The sequence below is a fragment of the Streptomyces sp. NTD91 genome (assembly GCF_059510455.1).
Genome location: NZ_JCAJZW010000004.1, coordinates 214,810 through 237,620, shown reverse-complemented (window position 1 = coordinate 237,620; position 22,811 = coordinate 214,810). Strand labels below are relative to the sequence as shown.

Genomic DNA, 22,811 nt, shown 5'->3' with positions numbered 1-22,811 from the left:
CAAACAAGTCGCAGGCCGACCGACTCGGTGAAGGTCAGGGTGATGTCCCCGGGGGCCGTGCGCAGCACGGTTCCGTCGGCGGGGTCGGTCGTGCGCAGGGCCGCGTGGGCGGACGCGGGGGCCGCCGTGCCGAGCAGGAGGAGGAAGAGGCCCGCGCAGAGCAGGGTGAGCCGTCGTGGCCATCGCCGGTGCCGGTCGCGCAGCCGCACGTCGTCGCCTCCTTCGCCGCGTGCTCCCGCGTATGAGTACGCAGAGATCGGCCCGAGTGCTCAGGGCGGGGCGGGACGACCACGTGGAGCACGACCGCGACGCTCACGAAGCGGAGAACCGCCGACCGTTCCTGGCGACGACACCACGGGAGCACACCACAACGGCCGGGCCGAGCCCACCGAGCACCACCGCGGCGCTCACCGGAGCAGGGAACAGCCACCACCCCGGACCGCGCCTCCCCCGGACGCTCACCACGTCGGCCGGGTCGAGATGCCGCCGTCCACCGTGAGGTCGTGGCCGGTGATCCAGCGGGCGAGTGGTGAGGCGAGGAAGACGCAGGCGTCGGCGACGTCCTCGGGGCGGCCCAGGCGGCCGGTGGGGACGGCGGCCAGCCAGCGGCGCACACCGTCCGGCCACTCCCCGGCCAAGCCCGCCCGGTCGATGAGGCCGGGTGAGACGGTGTTGACGCGGATGCCGTCCGGCCCGTACTCCAGGGCCGCCGCGCGGGCGTGCATGACCACCGCCGCCTTGGCGGAGCTGTAGTGGGCGTGGCCGGGCGCGGGGTGGGCGGCCTCCACGGAGGCGATGTGGGAGACGGTGCCGCCGCCGTGCGCCCGCATGTGCGCGGCAGCGGCCTGGGTGCAGGAGAACACGCTGGTGAGGATCATGTCGACGACCGCGCGCCACTGGGCCGCCGTCATCCCGGGCAGGGGCTGGACGGGCTGGACTGCCGCGTTGTTGACCAGGGCGGTGAGCCGGCCGCCTGACCAGTCCGTCACCTCCCCGACCAGGCGGTGGCAGGCGTCCTCGTCCCTCAGGTCCGCCCGCAGTACGACGGCCTCACCGCCCGACTCGCGGATCCGGGCCGCCACTTCGCCGGCCGCCTCCACTGCCGTACGGCAGTGGAGGGCCACCGCCGCGCCCTCCTCGGCGAAGCGCAGCGCGATGGCACGGCCGATGCCGCCGCCCGCGCCGGTCACCAGGGCGGTCTGTCCGTCGAGCAGGCGTGTGGTCATGGACGGCACAGTTCCCGGATGCGGGTCGCCTCCGACGGATAACGCGCCGTGAGGTCGGTCGCGTTCCCGTGTTCGTAGTCCGCGTAGGTGAAGCCGGGCGCCATGGTGCAGCCGAAGAACGTCCACGCGCCGCCCGGCGTCTGCCGCGCGCCCATCCAGGTCCGGGCCGGAACGGTCAGCTGGACGTGCTGGCCGGACAGCGGGGCCGGGCCCAGGACGGCGGTGCGGGTGCCGCCGTCGGGGGCGAGCAGCAGCAGCTCGAGCGGGTCACCGAGATAGAAGTGCCAGATCTCGTCGGCGGGCAGGCGGTGCAGGGCGCAGAAGTCGTCCGCGGTGAGCAGGGCGACGATGGCGGAGCCCTCGGGCCGGCCGTCGGCCCGCTGCGCCCCCTCCCACGTGCGCCGGAACAGGCCGCCCTCGCGGGGGATGGGTTCGAGGCCGTAGTGCGCGATCAGGTCCTCGGGGGTGGTCGTCACCCCGGGAAGGCTATCGCCCGCTCCGGAAAGCCCTCGGGCGGGAGGACCGCCGGGCCGCGTACGAAGGCCTGGTGTCCGAAGCGGGCGACGGCCCCGGTGTCCCGTACGTCCGGGTCGGCCACGAGCCGCGCAGGTCCTGGGCCCACAGCGCGTTCGTCCTCATCACCGTCAGGAGCGCCGAACTCCGGCCGGGGCGTGGGCTGTCGGGGCCGGCCCCGACGAGGAGGGGATGGACGCCGAGGTTCGCCGGGGAGGAGGCCGTGGCACTCGCCGACCCGGTCGGCGGCCGGTTCGTACGTCTGGAACCGCGCGACCGGTACGCCGTCCTCGGTGACGACGTGGGCGTGGTGCGTGTCGAGGGCGGTCAGGTACGGGAGAGCGGTCCGACGCGCGCGGCCGCCTCGCGCGCGGGATCATCGGCGCATGGACGTCACCCTGCATCTCGCCCAGGAACCGGAGGCCGACGCACTGCTCGGGCGGTCCCCGCTCGCCGCGCTCACCGGGATGCTGCTCGACCAGCAGATCCCCATGGAGTGGGCGTTCAAGGGCCCCCGGACCATCGCCGACCGGCTCGGCGTCGGACCCGGCGGGGACCTCGACGCGCACGACATCGCCGCGACGGACCCGGAGTCCTTCGCCGCACTGCTCGCCGAGAAGCCGGCCGTGCACCGCTATCCGGGCTCGATGGCCAAGCGCATCCAGCAGCTGTGCCAGTACCTCGTCGAGCACTACGGCGGGGACGCGGAGGCCGTCTGGCGGGGCGTGCGCAGCGGTCCCGAGCTGCTGAAGCGGCTGGAGGGCCTGCCCGGGTTCGGCAAGCAGAAGGCCCAGATCTTCCTCGCCCTGCTCGGCAAGCAGCTCGGCGTCACCCCCGAAGGCTGGCGGGAGGCGGCGGGGGCGTACGGCGAGCGCGGGTCCTTCCGGTCGGTGGCCGACATCACCGGGCCGGAGTCGCTGGCCAAGGTCAGGGCGCACAAGCAGGAGACGAAGGCGGCGGCCAGGGCGGCGAAGGCCTCCGGCGGCTAGGTGTGCTGTCCCGCCAGGTGGGTGACGCGGCCGGCTGGGGGCCGGCCGCCGATTCCGGTGTGGGGTCGGTGCGGCGAGAGTGCGCGCACTGACGTGACACTCCCAGCTCGTTGGCCACGTGTGCCACCGGAGGCAGATCGTGCACGACACGGCGCACCGGAAGACGTCTGCCGTGAAAGGTCGGCCGGGCATCAGCGTGGGTGACCAGGACCTCCGGTTGTCGTGAAGACAGGCATCTCCACCACGCCCGGAGGTCCTCTTCTGATCAACCACCGCCGTGAGTCACCAACCTCTTGGCCGAGTACGCCTGGGGGCCTGCCGGAGCGGCGAAGGCCGCGGGCAGGACGGCGGCCGCTCACCCGAACGGCCCTCGCCCGATAGCAGGACCGCTCCCCCCGGCCACAGCATGAACCATGACCGAGGTACCGAACAGCGGTCCGAACTGGGGCCGTGAGTACGACGACCGGAACGTCCACGCCGCCACCCCACCGGGCAGCGAACGCCGGGAGCCGGAGCCGGCGTTCGAGGGCCCTCTGCACGCCCTGTCCCGGGCCGCCTGGCAGATGGTCCTGGTCACCGGAATCGCCTCGCTGGTCCTCGGTGTCCTGATCCTCGTCTGGCCCGGCCCCTCCCTCCTCGTCGCCGGCATCCTCTTCGGCGTCTACCTCGTCGTCAGCGGCATCTTCCAGCTGGCCGCCGCCTTCGGCACGCACATGACAACCTCGCTGCGCGTGCTCGCGTTCATCAGCGGCGCCCTGTCGATCCTGCTCGGCCTGTTCTGCTTCCGCGGCCCCATGCAGTCGATCCTGCTGCTCGCCCTGTGGATCGGCATCGGCTGGCTGATCCGCGGCATCACCGAGACCCTGGCCGCCCTGCACGACTCCCGGATGCCGGGCCGGGGCTGGCACATCCTCCTCGGCGTCATCACCTTCATCGCCGGGATCGTACTCATCGACTCGCCGTTCCACTCGGTCGCCGTGCTCACCCTCGTCGCCGGCATCTGGCTGGTCGTCGTCGGGATCGGGGAGATCGTCACCGCGTTCGGCATCCGCGGCCGGGCCAGGGCCGTACCGCACACGGTGTGACCGTCGGGTCGACGGCGGGCGCAGCTCCGACGCCGGGCGGCCGGATCCCGGTACCGGCGTACCGCACCCGCACGCACCGCCCCCGAAACGGCCTGCCCTGACCCCGCGTTCCCGGGCACCCGCGTACGCCGACTCGCGGTCCACAGGCTGTGCACAACGCTCGCGGGCGCCGCCTCGTCCAGGCCGACGACTCCCGGTAGTAACCCGTTTGCGTGCTTTGCGGCATGTTTTCAAGCGCCGCACTCCGCCGCCATGGCTGCGCCCGGAAGGTCTTGACCGGTAGGCTTTCCGTGTGATCTTCAAGCGCATCGGAAACGGCCGGCCGTACCCCGACCACGGCCGGGAAAGCACCCGGCAGTGGGCGGACGTCGCGCCGCGCCCGGTCCGCCTCGATCAGCTCGTGACCACCAAGCAGCAGCTCGACCTGGAGACCCTGCTGGCGGAGGACTCGACGTTCTACGGCGACCTCTTCGCCCACGTCGTCAAGTGGCAGGGCGACCTCTACCTGGAGGACGGCCTGCACCGCGCGGTCCGCGCCGCCCTCCAGCAGCGCCAGGTGCTGCACGCGCGCGTGCTCGAACTCGACTGACCCGGCGCGACGCGGCCACCGGCCCACGGCCCTTGACCCTTTCGGGTTCCGCTGAGCGGCATCGACTGATCATCTAATAGGCAGCGCCGCTCAGGCGCACTACGCTGCGCTCATGAGCATGCTCACACCCCCCGGCATGGGCGGTCAGTACCGGATCACGGGGGACAAATACCCTCGGATGCGCCCGCCGCGCCGACGCGCCCGGCTGGTGGCCGCCGTGGTGGCGTGCGTGTGCGCGCTCGGCCTGATCGGCTGGGGCACCCTGCAGCTCATCGACGTCTTCACCGGCGGCGGCAAGAAGAGTGCGGCGGCCGGCGCGAAGGCCCGCTGCCACGCCGCGACCGATACGGCCGCACAGGTGAAGTCCCTGCCCAGGCCGGCCGAGATCACCGTGAACGTCTACAACGCCACCGACCGCACCGGCCTGGCCAAGGACACCGCGGACGCGCTCAAGAAGCGCGGCTTCAAGATCGGTGACGTGGGGAACGCGAGCAAGCAGTTCGACAAGAAGGTCAAGAGCGCCGGGATCCTGATCGGCCCGGCCTCGGCCCAGAACACCTCGCTGCCCGTGCTGGGCACCCAGCTGGCCGACGCCGAGCGGCGCACGGACGGCCGCAAGGGAACCGACCTCGACCTGATCCTCGGCGACGGCTTCAAGGGCCTGGCCCAGCCGGCGGCGGCACAGCAGGCACTGACGGCCCTGACCGCCCCGAAACCGGCAGCCACCGCGAAGAAGAGCTGCTGAGAAGGGCCCCGTGAGAAACGGCTCCCCCGCGTGGGCGCCGGCGACACGACCGCACCCGCGCCCGCACACACGGCTCGAACCACCCCCCACAGGCGCAAAAGGCCTACTCGGCGGCCCCGTAGAGGCGATCCCCCGCGTCCCCCAGCCCCGGCACGATGTACCCGTGCTCGTTGAGGTGGTCGTCCACGGCGGCAGTCACGACCGTCACCGGCGTCCCGGCGAGTTCCCGCTCCATCACCTCGACGCCCTCGGGAGCGGCGAGGAGGACCACCGCGGTGACGTCGTCGGCGCCCCGCTTGATCAGCTCCTGGATCGCCGCGACCAGTGTGCCCCCCGTGGCCAGCATCGGGTCCAGGACGTACACCTGGCGACCCGACAGGTCCTCCGGCATCCGCGAGGCATACGTGGAGGCCTGCAACGTCTGCTCGTTGCGGATCATGCCGAGGAAGCCCACCTCGGCGGTCGGCAGCAGCCGGACCATGCCGTCCAGCATGCCGAGTCCGGCCCGCAGGATCGGCACGACCAGCGGTCGGGGGCGGGCGAGCTTGACGCCGGTGGTGCGGGCCACCGGCGTGTGGATGTCGACGGCCTCGGTGCGCACGTCCCTCGTGGCCTCGTAGGCGAGCAGGGTGACCAGCTCGTCGGCCAGCCGGCGGAAGGTCGCGGAGTCGGTGCGCTGGTCGCGCAGCGTGGTGAGCTTGTGGGCGACCAAGGGGTGGTCGACGACGTGGAGACGCATGCCCCTAACGGTACCCGCGCACGGAACCCCGCCGGCTCTGGCATCGAAGCGGCCGTACGGGGGAAAGCGGGAGGGACGGACTGGGGTGGTGAGACGTGCCTGACCTGCCTGACCTTCCTGAGGACGCGCCGGGGGACGCCCAGGACACCGGGGGCGCCGACGCGCCCGGGGTGCGCGGCGCCGCCGTGCCCGAGCCGGACGCCGAGCGCCGGCGCCGCCGCGCCCGGTTCCTGCGCGACCTCGCCGAGGCCCGTGAGCTGCGCGCCCGGGTCCAGCCGCGGCGCGCCAAGGCCGCCCGGCTGCGCCGAACGATGCGCATGCGGACGTTCCGCTGGTAGACCGAATGCGGGGAGGAACACGCTTGGAAATCCACTTCGGCAAGAACCGGTGAGGAAGTCCAGGAACGAGGAAGATCCGCGCCCGCACCGGGCGTTAGCCAGGTGGGCGTGCGTGAGTGCCTGGAAAAGCCGCGTACGATCCGCAGGTGGCTGCAAGACACAGGGCGCCGAAGACGTCCCCTGAACGCCTTGTTTCTGCCACGATTCCGAGTGGGTGGGGCTCGGAGCCCAGCTCTCTCCGCCCAAGTACCTCCGCCGGGGGGACCCCCAACCGGCACGCCTATGACCAGTGGGAGAGTCACGGTGTACTTCGCCGCACTGCTCGCGCGCACCGAAGACGGGTGGGAAGCGAGCGACACAGAGCTCGACGATGTGGAAACCCTGTCGGATCTTGCCGACCTGGCCCGGGAAGCCTCTCCCGACGAGGACACGGTGCTCGTGCTGATCGAGCAGGAGGACGCCTGGTTCGGCGTCGTCCGCGTGGACGGCGAGGACGACCCTCGTATCTACGTGTCGGACGCGGCCGCCGCCCAGCGCAGCGCGTACGGCGAACTGCTGCTCACCGACGAGCTGCTCGGCCGGGAGCCGGGTGCCGACGACGGCCCCGACCTGGACGCCCTGGACCTCGACGGCACGGAGGACGGTGAGTCCGAGTCCGACGAGGACGACGAGGTGCCGGGCGCCGCCGCCGACGCGGTCCCGCACAGCCCCGTCGGCGACAGCCAGATCCTCGACGACCTCGGCATCAGCGAGAAGGAGCTGCGCTCGCTGGACGCCGAGGACGCGCTCGGCACGATCGCCGAGGCCCTGGGCGCCTCGGAGGTGCTGGAGACCGTCCGCTGACCGTCGACAACCCGGCAGCCGTGCCGGATCCGGTGCGCGACCGCTGGCGGGCCGCGATGCGACTCGCCCTGGCCGAGGCCGAACGGGCCGTCCAGGGCGGGGACGTCCCCGTCGGCGCCGTCGTGCTGTCGGCGGACGGTACGACGGTGCTCGCCGCCGGGCACAACGAGCGCGAGGCCACGGGCGATCCCACGGCCCACGCGGAGGTCCTCGCGATCCGGCGGGCGGCCGCCCTGCTCGGCGAGTGGCGGCTGACCGGCTGCACGCTCGTGGTCACCCTGGAGCCGTGCACGATGTGCGCGGGTGCGATCGTCCAGTCCCGGGTCGACCGGGTCGTCTACGGCGCCCGGGACGACAAGGCGGGCGCGGCGGGCTCGCTGTGGGACGTGATCCGCGACCGCCGGCTCAATCACCGTCCGGAGGTCGTCGAGGGTGTTCTCGCGGCGGAGTGCGCCCAGCTCCTCACGGACTTCTTCCGATACCGCTGACGGAACCGGCCGCACAGGACGGTCGTCGCGACTGCGGAATCCGATTTCAGAGCAGGCCCCAGCGTGCTGTAAGGTCTCCCTCGGTAGCGTGTCCGAGCGGCCGAAGGAGCTCGCCTCGAAAGCGAGTGTGGCGCAAGTCACCGAGGGTTCAAATCCCTCCGCTACCGCTTCCAGAAGGGCCCCGTCGACAGACGGGGCCCTTCTCGTCGTACGGGACACTCACGCACAGGCCGGGGCAAATGATCCCGGGCGGCGGACCGTTGCCCCGGGGAAAAGGTCGTGACGGTTACACTCGCCGCCGGCAGCAGGGCACACGGACAGGGGAGGCCGCGGTGGCGGTGAACGCCAAGAAGATCGCCGTGTACGCGCTCGTGGTCTTCGCGCTGTACGTGATCATCACGGATCCGGCCAAGGCGGCCTCCTACGTCCAGATAGGCTTCGAGGGCATATCGGACGCGGCCAAGGCCATCGGCCAGTTCATGACCTGGGTCGCCGACGGAGGAAAGAACTGAGGTACGCCCCATGATCCGCCACCTGGTCCTCTTCAGGCTCAACGAGGGCGTCGAGCGTGACGATCCGCGCGTCGTGGCGGGGGTGGAGGCCTTCAGGGCCCTCGGCGGACAGATCGAGGAGCTGCGCTTCTGGGAGTGCGGCTGGAACATCAGCGACCGGCCGATCGCCCATGACTTCGCGATCAACTCGGCGGTCGAGGACGCCGACGCCCTCAAGCGCTATCTGGAGCACCCGGCCCATCAGGCGGGCGTCGCGCTGTGGCGCGAGTTCGCCACGTGGGTGATCGCCGACTACGAGTTCTGAGCCTCTCGCACCCCGAGCCCTCCGCCGGAAAGGCGGGGGGCTTTCGTGCGTCCTGGGGCCCTTCGCACAGTCCCAACTTGTCGAAGTTTGAACACAACACGGCGTGATGAGGTGCTTGCACACCGTGCACATGTCTTGTGATGCTATGACCGCTTTTGACCGATGATTGAGTGATGAAGAGGTGGCGTTGACCGTGTCGGCCAGTACTGCGCCACCCCAGGAGGAGGCCCCCGCCCCCGCCCCTGCCCCTGCGCCCCCCGAGAAGCGGCGCGGAGCCGACACCCGAGCCCTCACCCAGGTGCTCTTCGCCGAGCTGAAGGAGCTCACCCCGGGCACGCCGGAGCACAACCGCGTGCGCGGAGCGCTGATCGAGGCGAACCTCCCGCTCGTGCGCTATGCCGCCGCCCGCTTCCGCTCCCGCAACGAGCCCATGGAGGACGTGGTCCAGGTCGGCACCATCGGCCTGATCAACGCCATCGACCGGTTCGATCCGGACCGGGGCGTGCAGTTCCCGACCTTCGCGATGCCGACCGTGGTCGGCGAGATCAAACGATACTTCCGGGACAACGTCCGCACCGTGCACGTGCCGCGCCGGCTGCACGAGCTGTGGGTCCAGGTGAACAGCGCCACCGAGGACCTCACCACCCTCCACGGCCGCTCCCCCACCACCGCCGAGATCGCGGACCGGCTCAGGATCAGCGAGGAGGAGGTGCTCAGCTGCATCGAGGCGGGACGGTCGTATCACGCCACCTCGCTGGAGGCGGCACAGGAGGGAGACGGGCTGCCCGGCCTGCTGGACCGCATCGGCTACGAGGACCCGGCCCTGGACGGCGTGGAACACCGTGACCTGGTCCGGCATCTGCTCGTCCAACTCCCCGAGCGCGAACAGAGAATCCTTTTGCTGCGCTACTACAGCAATCTCACCCAGTCACAGATCAGCGCGGAACTCGGCGTGTCCCAGATGCATGTCTCGCGCCTGCTCGCCCGCAGCTTCCAGAGACTGCGCTCGGCGAACCGCATCGACGCATAGAAGGGGTCGGGGCGGAGCACGGCGGGCGCACGGAAGCACACCCGGGATCATCCCCTGCATCGCAAACCCGCTCGATCTTTCACCGTCGCGAGCGAATCGCTCACCAGCACAGATGCCGACAGTTCGAACCCGACAAGGCGTCAGACCCCCTCTTTCCAGGGTCGATTCGCCTCTCACATGTCGACATGTCACTACAGCGTGTTGCCGACATGTGACATTCTGCGGGAGACGCGTTTGCCGGGCCTCCGGCGCCGGTATTCAGGTGAAGGCTGCGTTGTCCGAAAGACGGCGCCGCCACGACCGTCCCGCGACCCAAAGGGGGTGGCATGTCCGCAGACCAGGGCAGCTCGAAGGTGCTGACGCCCGCGAAGAGCGAGGCAGCGCCCAAGGAGCTCGACGCACTCGACGTCCTCGACGGCATCGAGGGCGTCACGGCCCTCGACGCCGTGCCGGCCCCGCCCGCCCGGGCGGCCGCCGACCTCCCGGCCCCGCCGGCCTCAGGGGAGATCGACACCCGCACGCTGTCCCGCTCCCTGTTCCTGCGGCTCGCCGCACTCGCCGAGGACAGTCCCGAACGGGCCTACGTCCGGGACACCCTGATCGAGCTGAACCTGCCGCTGGTCCGCTACGCGGCCGCGCGCTTCCGCTCCCGCAACGAGCCGATGGAGGACATCGTCCAGGTCGGCACCATCGGCCTGATCAAGGCGATCGACCGCTTCGACTGCGAACGCGGCGTCGAGTTCCCGACGTTCGCGATGCCGACCGTGGTCGGTGAGATCAAGCGCTTCTTCCGCGACACGTCCTGGTCGGTGCGCGTCCCGCGCCGCCTGCAGGAGCTGCGCCTGGCCCTCACCAAGGCCAGCGACGAGCTGTCGCAGAAGCTGGACCGCTCCCCCACGGTCACCGAGCTGGCCGCCGTGCTCGGCGTCTCCGAGGAGGACGTGGTCGACGGCCTCGCGGTCGGCAACGCCTACACCGCCTCCTCCCTCGACTCCCCGGCCCCCGAGGACGACGGCGGCGAGGGTTCCCTGGCCGACCGGCTCGGCTACGAGGACGCGGCGCTGGAGGGCGTGGAGTACCGCGAGTCGCTCAAGCCGCTGCTGGCCAAGCTCCCGCCCCGCGAGCGCCGGATCATCATGCTCCGCTTCTTCGCCAACATGACCCAGTCCCAGATCGGCGAGGAGGTCGGCATCTCCCAGATGCACGTCTCCCGGCTGCTGACCCGGACGCTGGCACAGCTGCGGGAGGGTCTGATCTCCGACTGAGCCTTCGACCGAGCCTTCACATCTGACGGTCCGTCATCCACACTGGCCCGATGCTGCGGGCGACAGGGCCGAAGGACACCGGGCGAACGACAGGCGCGGCATGGACGCATGGCCGCCGAGGCGCCGTTACGGCAGCGTCGGCGGCCGTCGTCGTGCTGGGCGGGGTGGCGGCCGCGTGCGGGGGCCACGGTCCCGGCGACGGTTACGTCGCGGTCGGCACGGGGGAGCACGCTCCGGCCGCCGTCACCCCGACCGGCTCCGTGTCGCTGGTACCCCTCGACGGGGGGAGCGCACAAGGGGACGACTCCCCCATCGGTACGCGCTCACGTCGGTCGGGCGGCGCATCGGCCGCCGCTCCCGGCAGCCGGGAGCGGACCGCACCGCCTCCCGGTCCGCCCGCGCCGAGTGGAACGGCAGATGGTGGCACGGACAGCCGTACGACACCGGCACCCCCGGCCGCCCCCTCACCGGTACCGGCTCCCGGCACCGGCCAGCCCGTCGGCCCGGCCGCCCTCTCCTGGGGCAGCCCGACGACCTCGCCCACGGACCGGCGCCGGTGCCAGAAGGTGACCGTCGCCTTCCACAACGCGGGCGGTACGGCGGTGCGGTCGGGCTCGGTGACCTTCGGGACGCACGTCATCGGCGCGCTCGGCATCGACTGGGGCACGGTCGACTCGACGGCCGCCCTCCCGGTGCCGATCCCGCCGGGCGCACACGAGAGCCCCACCTGGACGGTGTGCGTCGACGCCATGACGGTCCCCCCGCTCGGGCGGAGCCGAGAGTGGGGAGGTGTGCCGCTCGGCATGCACATCGAGACGCGGGACGTGTCCGTCCGGTGGAAGTGATCGCCCGGAGCCAGGCCGGGGCGCGTCCTACTTCAGCGCCAGCCAGGCGACACCGGCCACCACGGCGATGGCCACGATGACACCGATGATCACGCCGACGCGGGGGCCGGAGGAGGCGGCCGCCTGCTGCTGCCGGCCCTGGGGAGCCTCGTCGACGAACGCGCGGAACATCTGGGTGCTGCCGGCGGGGTCGTAATTGCCCTGGGGGCCCTGGGTGTTAGCCATGGCCCGAGACACTAGCGAATCCAGGTGGCCGGCCCAAGTGCGGGGCCACCGGGACAGACGGGGCACCTCACCCGCAGTCACCTGCGTCTGCACGGCCACAACACGTGCCTTTGCCGAGTTTTTACGCCACCGAATCGGCATTTGTTTGCCTGCGGCAACCAACTGGCTTATGGTTGCCCCAAGCAACGAATACGGGAGGTGTGATGGCCGAGCAGACGCAGTTCGAAGAGCTGGCGCGTCAGCTCAGCGCCGTCGGGGCCGTGAAGCGGGACCTGGGGCGGATCCTGCCGCCCGACTGCCCGGCCGGCTCGGCCGCCGTGCTGACTCTGCTCGGCCGCCACGGAGACATGCGCATGAGCAAGCTCGCCGAGCTGCTCGCCGTGGACATGTCGGTCACCAGCCGGCACGTCGCGCACGTCGCCGCGCGCGGCTGGATCGAGCGGCACCCGGACCCCGCGGACAAGCGCTCGCGCATCCTGCGCCTGACGCCCGCCGGCCTGGAGCAGCTGGAGGAACTCTCCCGGCGGACCACGCATCTGCTCGCCGAACGGCTCGCCGACTGGACCGACGAGGAGGTCGCCCAGCTGATCCGGCTGATGACCCGCCTGCGCGCGTCGTTCGGCGACTGCCGGTCCGCCCCGCTCCGGCTCCCCGCCCCCGCGGAGCCCACGCCCGTAGCCGAAGAGACCACCCGTACACCCGCGAGCAGGTAAGAAAAGGAATTCCATGGCAACGACCACACCAGCCGGTGTGCGGGCTCACGCCAAGCACGGGGGAGGCACAGGCCACGCCCCGATGACGCACCGGCAGATCATGGAGGCCTTGAGCGGGCTGCTGCTCGGCATGTTCGTGGCGATCCTGTCGTCCACGATCGTCTCCAACGCCCTGCCGCACATCATCGGAGACCTCGGCGGCGGCCAGTCCGCCTACACCTGGGTGGTCACCGCCGCCCTGCTGTCGATGACCGCGGCCACTCCCCTGTGGGGCAAGCTCGCCGACCTGTACAGCAAGAAGGCTCTCGTCCAGATAGCCCTGATCATCTACGTGGTCGCCTCGATGGCGGCCGGCCTGTCGCAGAACCCCGGCATGCTGATCGCCTGCCGCGTGGTGCAGGGCATCGGCGTCGGCGGCCTGTCCGCCCTGGCGCAGATCGTCATGGCGGCGATGATCTCCCCGCGGGAGCGCGGTCGTTACTCCGGCTACCTGGGAGCCACCTTCGCCGTCGCCACCGTCGGCGGCCCGCTGCTCGGCGGTGTCATCACCGACACCTCCTGGCTGGGCTGGCGCTGGTGCTTCTACGTCGGTGTCCCCTTCGCAGTCATCGCGCTGATCGTGCTGCAGAAGACCCTGCACCTGCCTGTGGTCAGGCGGGACGTCAAGGTCGACTGGGGCGGCGCCACCCTCATAGCCGCCGCCGTCTCGCTGCTGCTGATCTGGGTCACCTTCGCCGGGGACAAGTACGACTGGCTGTCCTGGCAGACCTACGCGATGGTGGGCGGTTCGGTCGTCCTCGGCCTGCTGTTCGTCCTGGTCGAGGCCAAGGCGAGCGAGCCGATCATCCCGCTGCGCCTGTTCCGGAACCGCACGATCACGCTGGCGTCGCTGGCCTCGCTGTTCGTCGGTGTCGCGATGTTCACCGGCACCGTGTTCTTCAGCCAGTACTTCCAGCTCGCCCGCGACAAGTCGCCGACGATGTCGGGCATCATGACCATCCCGATGATCGGTGGTCTGTTCGTCTCGTCGACCGTCTCGGGCCAGTTCATCACCCGTACCGGCCGCTGGAAGGCGTGGCTGGTCAGCGGTGGTGTGCTGGTCACGGCCGGCCTCGTGCTGCTGGGCGGCATCCGGTACGACACCGACTACTGGAAGATGGCCGTCTTCATGGCGATGCTGGGTCTCGGCATCGGCATGATGATGCAGAACCTGGTGCTGTGCACACAGAACCAGGTCTCGCCGTCCGACCTCGGCTCGGCCAGCTCCACGGTCACCTTCTTCCGCTCCCTCGGCGGTGCGGTCGGCGTCTCGGCGCTCGGCGCGGTGATGTCCCACCGGATCACCGACTACGTCAAGGACGGCGTCTCGGCGCTGAGCCCGACGTACCGGGCCGCGCTGGCCCAGAGCTCCGGCTCCACCGACACCATCCCGGACATGAACAAGCTCCCGGCTCCCATCCGGACGCTGATGGAGAGCGCCTACGGCCACGGCATCGCCGATGTCTTCTTCATCGCCGGCTGTCTCGCCGCCTTCGCCTTCCTGATCACGCTGTTCATCAAGGAGGTCCCGCTGAAGACCAAGGGCGCGCTCGCCCAGACCGCCGACGGCCGGAGCAGCGGTGCCGAGCCGGTCGCCGCCGCCGTCGAGAGCGCTGTGGAGAACACCGTGCAGGAACCCGCGCAGAAGCAGGTGCCCAGCTGGGCCACCCCCGTCGTGGCGGACGCCCCCGCCCAGTCGCCGGCCGCCGCCACGGCCGCCCAGCCCGCGGCGACCGCCGTCGCCACCATCGCCGAGCCCGGCAACGGGGGCGGCACCCCGGTGCACGGCTTCGTCCGCGGCGCCGAGAGCGCCCCGGTCCCGCAGGCCGCCGTCACCCTGATCTCGCTGACCGGCCGTCAGCTGGGCCGCGCGGTCGCCCACGCCGACGGCTCCTACTCCGTCGACGCCCCGGGCACCGGGTCGTACGTCCTGATCGCCTCCGCCGACGGCTACCAGCCGCAGGCCTCCACCGTCGTGGTGGGCGAGGAGCCGCTTTCGTACGACATCCTGCTCAGCGGCACCAGCGGGCTGACCGGTGTGGTCAGGGCCGCCGGGAGCGCCCTGCCGGTCAAGGACGCCATGGTCATCGTCACCGACGTCCGCGGTGACCTGCTGGCCACCGCCGCCACCGGCGAGCAGGGCGACTTCGCCCTGACCGACCTGGTGCCGGGCACGGTGACCCTGGCGGTCAACGCGAGCGGCTTCCGGCCGCGCGCCCTGCCGGTCGAGATCGGCACCACCGGGCTCACCCGGATCGAGATCGACCTGGACGCCGGCGCCCGCCTCCAGGGTGTCGTGCGGGCCCCGCACGGCCCGCTGGCCGACGCCCGGGTGACGCTCGTCGACCAGGCGGGCAACGTGGTCGGCACCGCCACCACGGGGGCGGACGGGGCGTACGCCTTCACGGACCTGGACAGCGGCGAGTACACCGTCATCGCGACGGGTTACCCGCCGGTAGCGACGGCCCTGACCGTCGCCGGGACCGGTGTCGACGACCACGGCATCGAACTCGCCCACCCCGGCGGGTAGTCCCAGCCGGCCCGTGGCGCGCACCTGACCTGCCGGTTCCCGGCGCGCGCCACGGGCCGGTGTGTTAAGACCAATTTGCAAGGCTTCGAGGGCCTTCACAGGCTTGCAGGGAGAAAACGGGATGGGACTGACCGCGAAGATCCGTACGCGGGACGGGTGGGCCGTGTCGCACGCGGTCGTCACGGTGACCGACATGACCGGTGCGCAGGTGCTGCGCGCCGAGGCGGACACCGAGGGAGCCGTACGGGACACGACCCAGCTGGCGCCAGGGGCGTACACGGTGATCGTGACGGCCGTCGGCTACGCGCCGGTGGCGTCCTCGGCGCTCGTCACCGCGAGCGGCCGGGCCGAGGTCGGCACGGTCACGCTGGCCCGGCAGGGCGGTACCGAACTGCCGCCGCCCGGCCCCTGGACCATCGACCCGGTGCACTCCTCCGTCGCCGCCGTCGCCCAGCACCTGGGGATCTCCAGCGTGCACGGCCGGTTCACGGAGTTCGGCGGCACCGTCGAGATCGCGCCGGACGACGTCACCAAGTCCCGCGTGGAGGCGGTGATCAAGGCCGCGTCCATCGACACGGGCAACGGCATGCGCGACACGCATCTGCGCTCCGCCGACTTCCTCGACGTCGAGCAGCACCCGGAGATCACGTACCGCTCCACGGGTCTGAGCGCAGCGGGCTCCGACCGCTGGACGGTGCACGGCGAGCTGTCCATGCACGGCGTCGTACGACCGGTGGACCTCGACCTCAGCTACCTCGGCACCGGAGCGGATCCGTGGGGCGGCACGCGCGCCGCGTTCCGGGCGACGGCCGAACTGCACCGCGAGGACTTCGCCATGAACTACAACCAGGTCCTGCAGGCCGGTATCGCCGCGATCGGCACGACGCTGAGGGTGGAGCTGGACATCCAGGCGGTGCAGGGCGACTCGCTGGCGCAGGCGTAGGCACAGCAGGGTCAGCCACGGGGGCGGGTTCTGCCCCTAGGCTGCCTGCCCATGGCACCGAACATCGCTACCAACACCCGCGTATCGCTGGTCGAACTGCTGGACTTCGTACGGCCCCGGCACCGCGCCCTGCTGATCACCCGCCGCACCGACGGCGGCCCGCAGGCGTCCCCGCTGACCTGCGGGGTCGACGACTCGGGGCGGATCGTCGTCTCCACCTACCCGGAGCGGGCCAAGACCCGCAACGCCAAGCGGGACCCACGGGTCAGTCTGGTCGTGCTGAGCGACGAGTGGAACGGCCCCTGGGTGCAGATCGACGGCACGGCCGAGGTCGTCGACGCGCCGGACTCGGTGGAGCCGCTGGTCGAGTACTACCGCAACATCGCCGGTGAGCATCCCGACTGGGACGAGTACCGGCAGGCCATGGTCAAGCAGGGCAAATCCATCGTCCGGGTGACACCCGAGCGGTGGGGTCCGGTGGCGACGGGAGGCTTCCCGGCGCGGCTGGTGACCGACGGCGAGTAGCCGACGGGGCCGCGAGGAGGGTGTCCGCCTCCTCGCGGCCCCGACCGCTGCCCGGGCTAATCCGCCTTCTGCGTGAGGTCGTAGAAGGCGGCCGAACCTGCCGTGACCTTCTTGAAGGTGCTCTGCACCCACGAACTGATCCGAGAGGCGGTACCGCTGTCACCGCCCATGCCACCGCCCATGCGTCCGCCGGCGATGAAGTAGTGGATCTTTCCTTCCGCCACGTAGTTCCTGAACTGGTCCAGCGTCGGCGACGGGTCGGTGCCGTTGAACCCGCCGATCGCCATGACCGGGGCACCGGTGGCGAGCTGGTAGCCGGCCGCGTTCTGCGAACCGACGGACGCGGCCACCCAGGTGTACTTCGAGGCGTCCCGCTCCAGCAGCTTCCGGGCGGCGGAGGAGACGTTCGCGCCGTTCAGCAGGCCACCGGCCCCGCCCGTGCCGCCGCCTTCGCCGATCCGGCCGGCCCCGGGGAAACCGTTGCCGTTCCGGCCCTGGCCCGGCGCGTTCCCGGTGCCGTTCGGCTGGTTCCGGCCCGGCATGGCGCCGCCGGGGAAGCCACCGGTGCCGCCCCCGGGAAAGCCGTTGCCGTTCTGTCGGCCCTGCTGACCCTGCCGACCCGGCATGCCACCGCCGCCGTTGCCACCGCCGGGACCCCGGCCGCCGCCGAAGCCCATCATGCCCGCGCCCGCCGGACCCGCGGTCGGAATGGAACCGGTGTGCGCGGAGTCCACCGTGCTGAGGGTGTACGCCGTGGGACCGGCGAGCGCGGCCACCAGCGCCACCGCCGCCGCCCCGAGGGCCGGCCGGCGGGAGATGCGGCCGGCGAGGACAAGCCCCAGCGCGGCCGCCAGACCGCCGATCAGCACCAGCCACTTCAACCAGGGGAGGTAGCCGGAGGCGCGGTTGAGCAGGGCGTAGCCCCAGGTGGCCGCCGCGACCACGGAGGCGGCGAGGGCGATCGACGCCCACAGCGTCCGCCGCTTCTCCCACAGCAGCCCGCTGCCCATGCCGACGACGGCCGCGAGGTAGGGCGCGAGGGCCACCGTGTAGTACTGGTGGAAGATGCCCGCCATGTAGCTGAAGACCGCCATGGTCATCAGCAGCGAGCCGCCCCAGACCAGGAACGAGGCGCGCGTGACGGATGTGCGGCGTAGCTTCCGCGTCGCCCACAGGCCCGCGACCAGCAGGATCAGCGCGGCCGGGAGCAGCCAGGAGATCTGGCTGCCGATCTCGGAGTTGAACATCCGGTTCCAGCCGGTGGCGCCCCAGCGGCCGGAGCCACCCCCGCCGCCGCCCCCGACGCTGCCGGTCTCGTCGCCGTTGATGCGCCCGAGGCCGTTGTAGCCGAAGGTCAGCTCCAGGAAGCTGTTGTGCTGCGAACCGCCGACGAAGGGGCGGGAGGAGGCCGGCCACAGCTCGACGATCGCGACCCACCAGCCGCCGGAGACGACCAACGTGAGGGTGCCGAGCGCCAGTTGACCAAGCCGCTTGCGCAGCCCCACCGGACCGCAGACCGCGTACACGACCGCCAGCGGCGGAAGGATCAGGAAGGCCTGGAGGGTCTTGGCGAGAAAGGCGAAGCCGATCGCGGTCCCCGCCCACACCAGCCACCTGGTCCGCCCGTCCTCCACGGCCCGCACGACGAAGTAGCAGGCGAGTGCCATCAGCAGGGCCAGCAGGGCGTCCGGGTTGTCGAACCGGAACATCAGCGCGGCGACCGGGGTGAGCGCGAGCACCGCGCCCGCGATCAGACCGGCGGCCGGGCTGAACCGGCGGCGTACGGCCGCGTACACGACCGCCACCGTGCCGACGCCCATCAGCACCTCGGGCGTGAGGATCGCCCAGGAGTTCAGGCCGAAGATCCGGACCGACAGCTCCATCGGCCACAGGAAGGCCGACGGCTTGTCGACGGTGACGGCGTTGCCCGCGTCCAGCGACCCGAAGAAGAACGCCTTCCAGGACTTGCTGCCCGCCTGCACGGCCGCCGAGTAGAAGGAGTTGGCGTAGCCGGAGGCGCTGAGGTTGTACAGGTAGAGCAGGAGGGTGGCGGCCAGCAGGCCCAGGAGGGCGGGGCGGGCCCAGCGCGGGTCCTCGGTCCGGCCGCGCCACAGTCTGCGGGCGAGCGGCTGCCCGGGTTCTCCGGTCTCCGGGGCCCGCGGGGGAGCGGCCGACGGCGGCCCCCAGACGGCCGTACGGCTCTCTTCCTGGTGAATGGTCATCGGGGGTCCCCCGGATCGGTGTCGTGAGGGCGCACCGGCTGCAGCGGCACGGTGGCGTCCCTCCAGCGGACGTCCGCGCCCTCACCGGCGCGGACCTGGGTGGTGTGCGGCTGCCCGTACGACTGCTGGTTCGGCGTCGGCCGTTGGTGCGGCGGGGCGTACGGCGCGGTCGTCGTCCCCTGCGGCGGGGTCGTGATGGCGCTCGTGCGGTACGCCGGCGAGGAGACGGAGTGGGCGGCGACGACCGCGGAGCCGGTACCGGGCTCGTCCCGGTCCGGGAAGACCCAGGCGCGGAAGAGCAGGAAGCGCAGCACGGTCGCGGCGAGGTTGGCCGCGACGAGTACCGCCAGTTCGGTGGAGTGTGCCGGGTGGCCGCCGGCCGCGGTCAGGGCGGCCAGGGAGCCGCTGGTCAGGGCCAGTCCGATGCCGAAGACGACCAGGCCCTGCGCCTGGTGCCGTACGGCGCCGCCCCGGCCGCGCACCCCGAAGGTGAGCCGGCGGTTGGCGGCCGTGTTGGCGACCGCCGAGACCAGCAGTGCGAGCGCGTTGGCGATCTGGGCGCCGGAGAACTGCCGGAAGACGCTGTAGAGCACCAGATAGAACAGGGTCGACAGGCCGCCGACCACGCAGAAGCCGACGAGTTGCCGGGCGAGTCCCGTGGGGACGTTGGTCAGTTCGCGGTCGCGCGGGTCGTCACCGAAGGGCCGGGCGAGCCGGTCCAGCGGGAGGGAACCCGTGGCCAGCGCCTTGCCGACCCGCCAGACGCCCTTGAGGTCGTCGGTCGCGGTCTTCACGATGTGGACGGTGGAGTCGGGATCGTCGACCCAGTCGACCGGCACCTCGTGGATCCTCAGGCCCGCGCGCTCGGCGAGCACCAGCATCTCGGTGTCGAAGAACCAGCCGGTGTCCTCCACCAGCGGCAGCAGCACCTGTGCCACATCACGCCGGATGGCCTTGAAACCGCACTGCGCGTCGGAGAAGCGGGCCTGGAGCGATCCGCGCAGGACCAGGTTGTAGGCCCGGCTGACGAGCTCCCGTTTGGGGCCGCGCACGACCCGGGAGGTACGGGCGAGCCGGGAGCCGATCGCGAGGTCCGAGTGGCCGGAGATCAGCGGCGCCACCAGCGGCAGCAGGGCGTTGAGGTCGGTGGACAGGTCGACGTCCATGTAGGCGAGGATCGGCGCCTCGGAGGCGGACCACACGGTCCGAAGGGCCCGTCCCCGCCCCTTCTGCTCCAGGCGGAAGCCGGTGACCTCGAGGATCTCCGCCTCCAGCCGCGCCGCCACCTGCGGGGTGGTGTCCGTGGACGCGTTGTCCGCGATCGTGATGCGGAAGGCGTACGGGAAGGTGCGCGTGAGGTGCTCGTGCAGTCTGCGGACGCACGGCCGGAGGTCCTTCTCCTCGTTGTGGACGGGGATCACTACGTCCAGGACGGGCGTACCGGCGTCTCCGGCCGGGAGGTGCTCCCGCGCCGGCAGGGCGCCGGGAGAAGAGTCGGTTCGCATGGGGCCGACTCAACTCAAGCCCCCTGTCGCACCCATGTGGTGGCACTGTGCTGCGCCTGTGAGTGCGACTGCCGGTTCGTCTCGGGCGCCGGGTGGGCAACGGCCGGGGTGAGCGCGGGCAGACGCACGGTGAACACCGTCCGGCCCGGAACGCTGTCGACGGTCACGGCACCGCCGTGCGCGGCGGCGACGGCCTGCACGACGGCGAGTCCGAGACCCGTCGACCCGGTGGCCCTGGACCGTGCGCAGTCGCCGCGCGCGAACCGCTCGAAGACGCGCGGCGGCAGGTCCGGCGCAATGCCCTGCCCGTCGTCCTCGACGTCGACGCACATCCACGCCCCGCGCCGCTGCACGCGCGCGGTCACGGTCGTACCGGGCGGGGTGTGGGCATTGCCGAGCAGGTTGACCAGCACCTGCTGGATCCGCGCCGCGTCCGCCGACACGAGGGCGGGTTCGTCGGGCAGGTCGAGCCGCCAGTTGTGGTCCATGCCGGCCGCGCGGGAGTCGCCGATGGTGTCCACGACGAGCGGGACGAGGCCGGTCTGCTCGAACTTCAGCGGCCGTCCCGCGTCCAGGCGGGCGAGCAGGAGGAGATCCTCGACGAGGAGCGTCATCCGGCCCGCCTCGGACTCGATCCGGCCGAGGGCGTGCCGGGTGTCGGGGCCGACCTGTTCCCGCCCTCGTCTCGTGAGTTCCGCGTACCCGCGTATGGACGCGAGCGGAGTGCGCAGCTCATGGCTGGCGTCGGCGACGAACTGGCGGACCCGCATCTCGCTCTGCTGCCGGGCGTGCAGGGCGCCGTGGACGCGGTCGAGCATCCGGTTGAGCGCGGCACCGACCCGGCCGACCTCGGTGTGCGGGTCGCACTCGGACTCCGGGACCCGCTCGCTGAGATTCACCTCGCCGGTGTGCATGGTGAGTTCGGAGACCCGGATGGCGGTGGCGGCGACCTTGCGCAGGGGACGGGTGGCGACGCCGACGATGACGGTCGCGGCGGGGGTGGCGGCGATGAGACCGGCGGCGGTGGCGCTGATCTCGACGAGGATGAGGGTGCTGATGGTGCCGTCGGCCTCCGCGGTGGGCAGGGCGACGTAACAGGTGCCGTTGTTGCCGTCGACGTACCGCACCTGGTAGTTGCCGAGTCCGGGGATCTCCGTGCTGTGGATGTTCTCGTCCCCGGCGACGGAGCCGAGCACCCTGAGCTGGGGGGCCGTCAGCGGCTTGACGCCCATCTGCGGGACGTTGTTGTCGTCCTTGGACTTGTTGCCGACCTTGGCGTCGGTGATGACACCGTTCTCGACCTTGGCCGCGACGGTGCCGCTGGGCTGGGGGTCCCACGTGACGAAGTCGGCCGGTTTCGTCTCTTCGGGAAGGCGCTTGTCCTGCCCGTCGCCCCGCTGGTCCGGCGGCGTGACACCGTTCTTCGACAACCCCTCCGGCACCGGCCCGAACCCGCCGGCCGCGCGCGCGGAGGCCTTCCGAAGCTGCCCGTTCAGCTGGCGGCGATCAGCACCACCGGCGCGACGACGAGCCGGGTCCGCAGGGTGCGCGGCTGCCCCGCCCGCCGCTTCCGCGGACCCGGGCTCCGTCGTCCGCTCATGACACGGCGGGCTTGATCAGGTAACCGGCCCCACGCCGGGTGTGGATCATCGGCTCGCGCCCGGCGTCTATCTTCCGCCGCAGATAGGAGATGTACAGCTCGACGACGTTGGCCTGCCCGCCGAAGTCGTACGACCACACCCGGTCCAGGATCTGCGCCTTGCTGAGCACGCGCCGCGGGTTGCGCATGAGGAAGCGCAACAGCTCGAACTCGGTGGCGGTGAGGTGGATGGACTGCCCGGCCCGCGCGACCTCGTGGCTGTCCTCGTCCAGCATAAGGTCGCCGACGACGAGCACGGAGTCCGACCGCCGGTCCGCCGCGCCGGACCTGCGGATGAGCCCGCGCAGCCGCGCCACGACCTCCTCCAGGCTGAACGGCTTGGTGACGTAGTCGTCGCCGCCGGCGGTCAGCCCCGCGATACGGTCCTCCACCGCGTCCTTGGCGGTCAGGAAGAGGACGGGCACCTCCGGCAGCTCGCGGCGCAGCCGCCCGAGGACGGCCAGCCCGTCCATGTCGGGCAGCATCATGTCGAGCACGACGGCGTCGGGCCGGAACTCACGGGCGGTCTGCACGGCGCCGTGGCCGTCCCCCGCACTCCTGATCTGCCAGCCCTCGTAACGAAGAGCCATGCTCAGGAGTTCGGTGATCGACTGCTCGTCGTCCACCACAAGCACTCGGACGGGGCTCCCGTCCGGCCTCAGCAGTTCGGTGCGCCCCTGGGGCGAGGTCGTGGTCATGGCGGCCACCTTGTCGGGGCCCTGTGAGAAGAGACTTTCCCCGATCTGTGAATTGCCTGAGAATCACACAGGCGGCTCTCAGGTGGCGCCTGGGAAACGCTCACTGCGAGGCGAAGACGTGCGCGTGCTCGGCCCTGGCGACGTGGATCGCGTACCGTCCGTACACCGCTCGCGCCCGCTGCGCCTGGAAGCGAGGTACGACGGTGTGGCAAGGGGATTGGGGACGGAAGGCGGGCCGTCCGGGACTCTCGTCCGATCGCT

Annotated in this window: 24 protein-coding genes, 1 tRNA gene and 3 pseudogenes; 17 read left to right on the top strand and 11 right to left on the bottom strand. The window is 71.5% G+C overall.

Translation table 11 applies throughout. The features are described from left to right. Positions 1–11: 11 nt before the first annotated feature. The 4 genes and pseudogenes from AC5WRT_RS07110 to AC5WRT_RS07095 form a co-directional block, all read right to left on the bottom strand. Positions 12–209, bottom strand: a pseudogene (locus tag AC5WRT_RS07110) (copper resistance protein CopC); the annotation flags it as partial. A gap of 249 nt (positions 210–458) precedes the next feature. Continuing rightward, entirely contained in the window at positions 459–1,226 is a 768-nt protein-coding gene (locus tag AC5WRT_RS07105) for an SDR family NAD(P)-dependent oxidoreductase (RefSeq protein ID WP_496092070.1), read from the bottom strand. Further along, positions 1,223–1,702, bottom strand: a complete 480-nt coding sequence (locus AC5WRT_RS07100; protein WP_496092071.1) for a cupin domain-containing protein — start codon at positions 1,700–1,702, stop codon at positions 1,223–1,225. The genes AC5WRT_RS07105 and AC5WRT_RS07100 overlap by 4 nt, the downstream gene beginning before the upstream one ends. Then, entirely contained in the window at positions 1,699–1,824 is a 126-nt protein-coding gene (locus AC5WRT_RS07095) for a hypothetical protein (protein WP_496092072.1), read from the bottom strand. Before AC5WRT_RS07095 ends, AC5WRT_RS07100 begins: the two co-directional genes overlap by 4 nt. A gap of 301 nt (positions 1,825–2,125) precedes the next feature. Between AC5WRT_RS07095 and AC5WRT_RS07090 the strand changes: the two genes are divergently transcribed. Continuing rightward, a complete protein-coding gene (locus AC5WRT_RS07090; protein WP_496092073.1) occupies positions 2,126–2,728 on the top strand; it encodes an HhH-GPD-type base excision DNA repair protein in 603 nt (200 codons plus the stop codon). Positions 2,729–2,807: 79 nt separating this feature from the next. Here the strand turns inward: AC5WRT_RS07090 and AC5WRT_RS07085 are convergent. Next, positions 2,808–2,936: pseudogene (locus AC5WRT_RS07085) on the bottom strand (IS481 family transposase); the annotation flags it as partial. Between the two features lie 205 nt (positions 2,937–3,141). Between AC5WRT_RS07085 and AC5WRT_RS07080 the strand changes: the two are divergent. The 3 genes from AC5WRT_RS07080 (at position 3,142) to AC5WRT_RS07070 (ending at position 5,147) form a co-directional block, all read left to right on the top strand. Beyond that, on the top strand, positions 3,142–3,813 hold the full coding sequence (locus AC5WRT_RS07080; RefSeq protein WP_496100017.1) for an HdeD family acid-resistance protein: 672 nt from the start codon (positions 3,142–3,144) through the stop codon (positions 3,811–3,813). 292 nt (positions 3,814–4,105) lie between these two features. Then, the gene (locus AC5WRT_RS07075) at positions 4,106–4,402 is read left to right on the top strand and encodes a type II toxin-antitoxin system VapB family antitoxin (RefSeq protein ID WP_004943146.1); all 297 of its coding nucleotides are present in this window, start codon (positions 4,106–4,108) and stop codon (positions 4,400–4,402) included. A 112-nt stretch (positions 4,403–4,514) separates the two neighbouring features. After that, positions 4,515–5,147: a LytR C-terminal domain-containing protein gene (locus AC5WRT_RS07070; protein WP_496092075.1), complete on the top strand. Its 633-nt coding sequence runs from the start codon at positions 4,515–4,517 to the stop codon at positions 5,145–5,147. 103 nt (positions 5,148–5,250) lie between these two features. Here the strand turns inward: AC5WRT_RS07070 and upp are convergent, their stop codons facing one another. Further along, positions 5,251–5,886: a uracil phosphoribosyltransferase gene (upp, locus tag AC5WRT_RS07065; protein ID WP_496092076.1), complete on the bottom strand. Its 636-nt coding sequence runs from the start codon at positions 5,884–5,886 to the stop codon at positions 5,251–5,253. Between the two features lie 104 nt (positions 5,887–5,990). Between upp and AC5WRT_RS07060 the strand changes: the two genes are divergently transcribed. The 9 genes from AC5WRT_RS07060 to AC5WRT_RS07020 all read left to right on the top strand — a co-directional run bounded on the left by AC5WRT_RS07060 (position 5,991) and on the right by AC5WRT_RS07020 (position 11,511). Then, positions 5,991–6,224 carry a hypothetical protein gene (locus AC5WRT_RS07060; protein ID WP_496092324.1) on the top strand — a complete coding sequence of 78 codons (234 nt, stop codon included), beginning with the start codon at positions 5,991–5,993 and terminating at the stop codon, positions 6,222–6,224. A gap of 303 nt (positions 6,225–6,527) precedes the next feature. Then, positions 6,528–7,067, top strand: a complete 540-nt coding sequence (locus AC5WRT_RS07055; protein WP_496092325.1) for a tRNA adenosine deaminase-associated protein — start codon at positions 6,528–6,530, stop codon at positions 7,065–7,067. A 56-nt stretch (positions 7,068–7,123) separates the two neighbouring features. Further along, positions 7,124–7,555, top strand: a complete 432-nt coding sequence (gene tadA, locus AC5WRT_RS07050; protein ID WP_496092326.1) for a tRNA adenosine(34) deaminase TadA — start codon at positions 7,124–7,126, stop codon at positions 7,553–7,555. 82 nt (positions 7,556–7,637) lie between these two features. Beyond that, positions 7,638–7,722 (top strand) — tRNA-Ser (locus tag AC5WRT_RS07045). A 165-nt stretch (positions 7,723–7,887) separates the two neighbouring features. Next, positions 7,888–8,067 carry a hypothetical protein gene (locus AC5WRT_RS07040; protein ID WP_496092077.1) on the top strand — a complete coding sequence of 60 codons (180 nt, stop codon included), beginning with the start codon at positions 7,888–7,890 and terminating at the stop codon, positions 8,065–8,067. Positions 8,068–8,077: 10 nt separating this feature from the next. Then, positions 8,078–8,371, top strand: coding sequence for a Dabb family protein (locus AC5WRT_RS07035; RefSeq protein ID WP_496092078.1), 294 nt, complete (start codon positions 8,078–8,080; stop codon positions 8,369–8,371). A 187-nt stretch (positions 8,372–8,558) separates the two neighbouring features. After that, positions 8,559–9,401 (top strand): RNA polymerase sigma factor SigF, encoded by an 843-nt coding sequence (locus AC5WRT_RS07030; RefSeq protein WP_496092327.1) that lies wholly within the window; start codon positions 8,559–8,561, stop codon positions 9,399–9,401. A gap of 326 nt (positions 9,402–9,727) precedes the next feature. Next, positions 9,728–10,666 carry an RNA polymerase sigma factor SigF gene (locus AC5WRT_RS07025; RefSeq protein WP_496092079.1) on the top strand — a complete coding sequence of 313 codons (939 nt, stop codon included), beginning with the start codon at positions 9,728–9,730 and terminating at the stop codon, positions 10,664–10,666. 566 nt (positions 10,667–11,232) lie between these two features. Next, positions 11,233–11,511, top strand: coding sequence for a hypothetical protein (locus AC5WRT_RS07020; RefSeq protein WP_496100016.1), 279 nt, complete (start codon positions 11,233–11,235; stop codon positions 11,509–11,511). Positions 11,512–11,538: 27 nt separating this feature from the next. Here AC5WRT_RS07020 and AC5WRT_RS07015 read toward each other — a convergent pair whose 3' ends face one another. Further along, positions 11,539–11,736: a hypothetical protein gene (locus AC5WRT_RS07015; RefSeq protein ID WP_496092081.1), complete on the bottom strand. Its 198-nt coding sequence runs from the start codon at positions 11,734–11,736 to the stop codon at positions 11,539–11,541. Positions 11,737–11,939: 203 nt separating this feature from the next. Between AC5WRT_RS07015 and AC5WRT_RS07010 the strand changes: the two genes are divergently transcribed. The 4 genes from AC5WRT_RS07010 to AC5WRT_RS06995 all read left to right on the top strand — a co-directional run bounded on the left by AC5WRT_RS07010 (position 11,940) and on the right by AC5WRT_RS06995 (position 16,486). Next, positions 11,940–12,449 carry a MarR family winged helix-turn-helix transcriptional regulator gene (locus tag AC5WRT_RS07010; protein ID WP_496092082.1) on the top strand — a complete coding sequence of 170 codons (510 nt, stop codon included), beginning with the start codon at positions 11,940–11,942 and terminating at the stop codon, positions 12,447–12,449. An 82-nt stretch (positions 12,450–12,531) separates the two neighbouring features. Then, entirely contained in the window at positions 12,532–15,018 is a 2,487-nt protein-coding gene (locus AC5WRT_RS07005) for an MFS transporter (RefSeq protein ID WP_496092328.1), read from the top strand. Between the two features lie 121 nt (positions 15,019–15,139). Beyond that, positions 15,140–15,961, top strand: a complete 822-nt coding sequence (locus AC5WRT_RS07000; protein WP_496092083.1) for a YceI family protein — start codon at positions 15,140–15,142, stop codon at positions 15,959–15,961. Between the two features lie 51 nt (positions 15,962–16,012). Further along, positions 16,013–16,486 carry a PPOX class F420-dependent oxidoreductase gene (locus AC5WRT_RS06995; protein ID WP_496092084.1) on the top strand — a complete coding sequence of 158 codons (474 nt, stop codon included), beginning with the start codon at positions 16,013–16,015 and terminating at the stop codon, positions 16,484–16,486. 56 nt (positions 16,487–16,542) lie between these two features. Here the strand turns inward: AC5WRT_RS06995 and AC5WRT_RS06990 are convergent, their stop codons facing one another. The 4 genes and pseudogenes from AC5WRT_RS06990 to AC5WRT_RS06975 form a co-directional block, all read right to left on the bottom strand. Further along, on the bottom strand, positions 16,543–18,708 hold the full coding sequence (locus AC5WRT_RS06990; protein ID WP_496100015.1) for a mannosyltransferase YkcB-related protein: 2,166 nt from the start codon (positions 18,706–18,708) through the stop codon (positions 16,543–16,545). Then, positions 18,705–20,213, bottom strand: coding sequence for a bifunctional glycosyltransferase family 2/GtrA family protein (locus AC5WRT_RS06985; protein WP_496092086.1), 1,509 nt, complete (start codon positions 20,211–20,213; stop codon positions 18,705–18,707). The genes AC5WRT_RS06990 and AC5WRT_RS06985 overlap by 4 nt, the downstream gene beginning before the upstream one ends. Positions 20,214–20,227: 14 nt before the next feature. Beyond that, positions 20,228–21,813, bottom strand: a pseudogene (locus AC5WRT_RS06980) (HAMP domain-containing sensor histidine kinase). Continuing rightward, complete coding sequence (locus AC5WRT_RS06975; protein WP_496092087.1) at positions 21,810–22,550, bottom strand: response regulator transcription factor; 741 nt, start codon at positions 22,548–22,550, stop codon at positions 21,810–21,812. Before AC5WRT_RS06975 ends, AC5WRT_RS06980 begins: the two are co-directional and overlap by 4 nt. Positions 22,551–22,811: the final 261 nt, after the last annotated feature.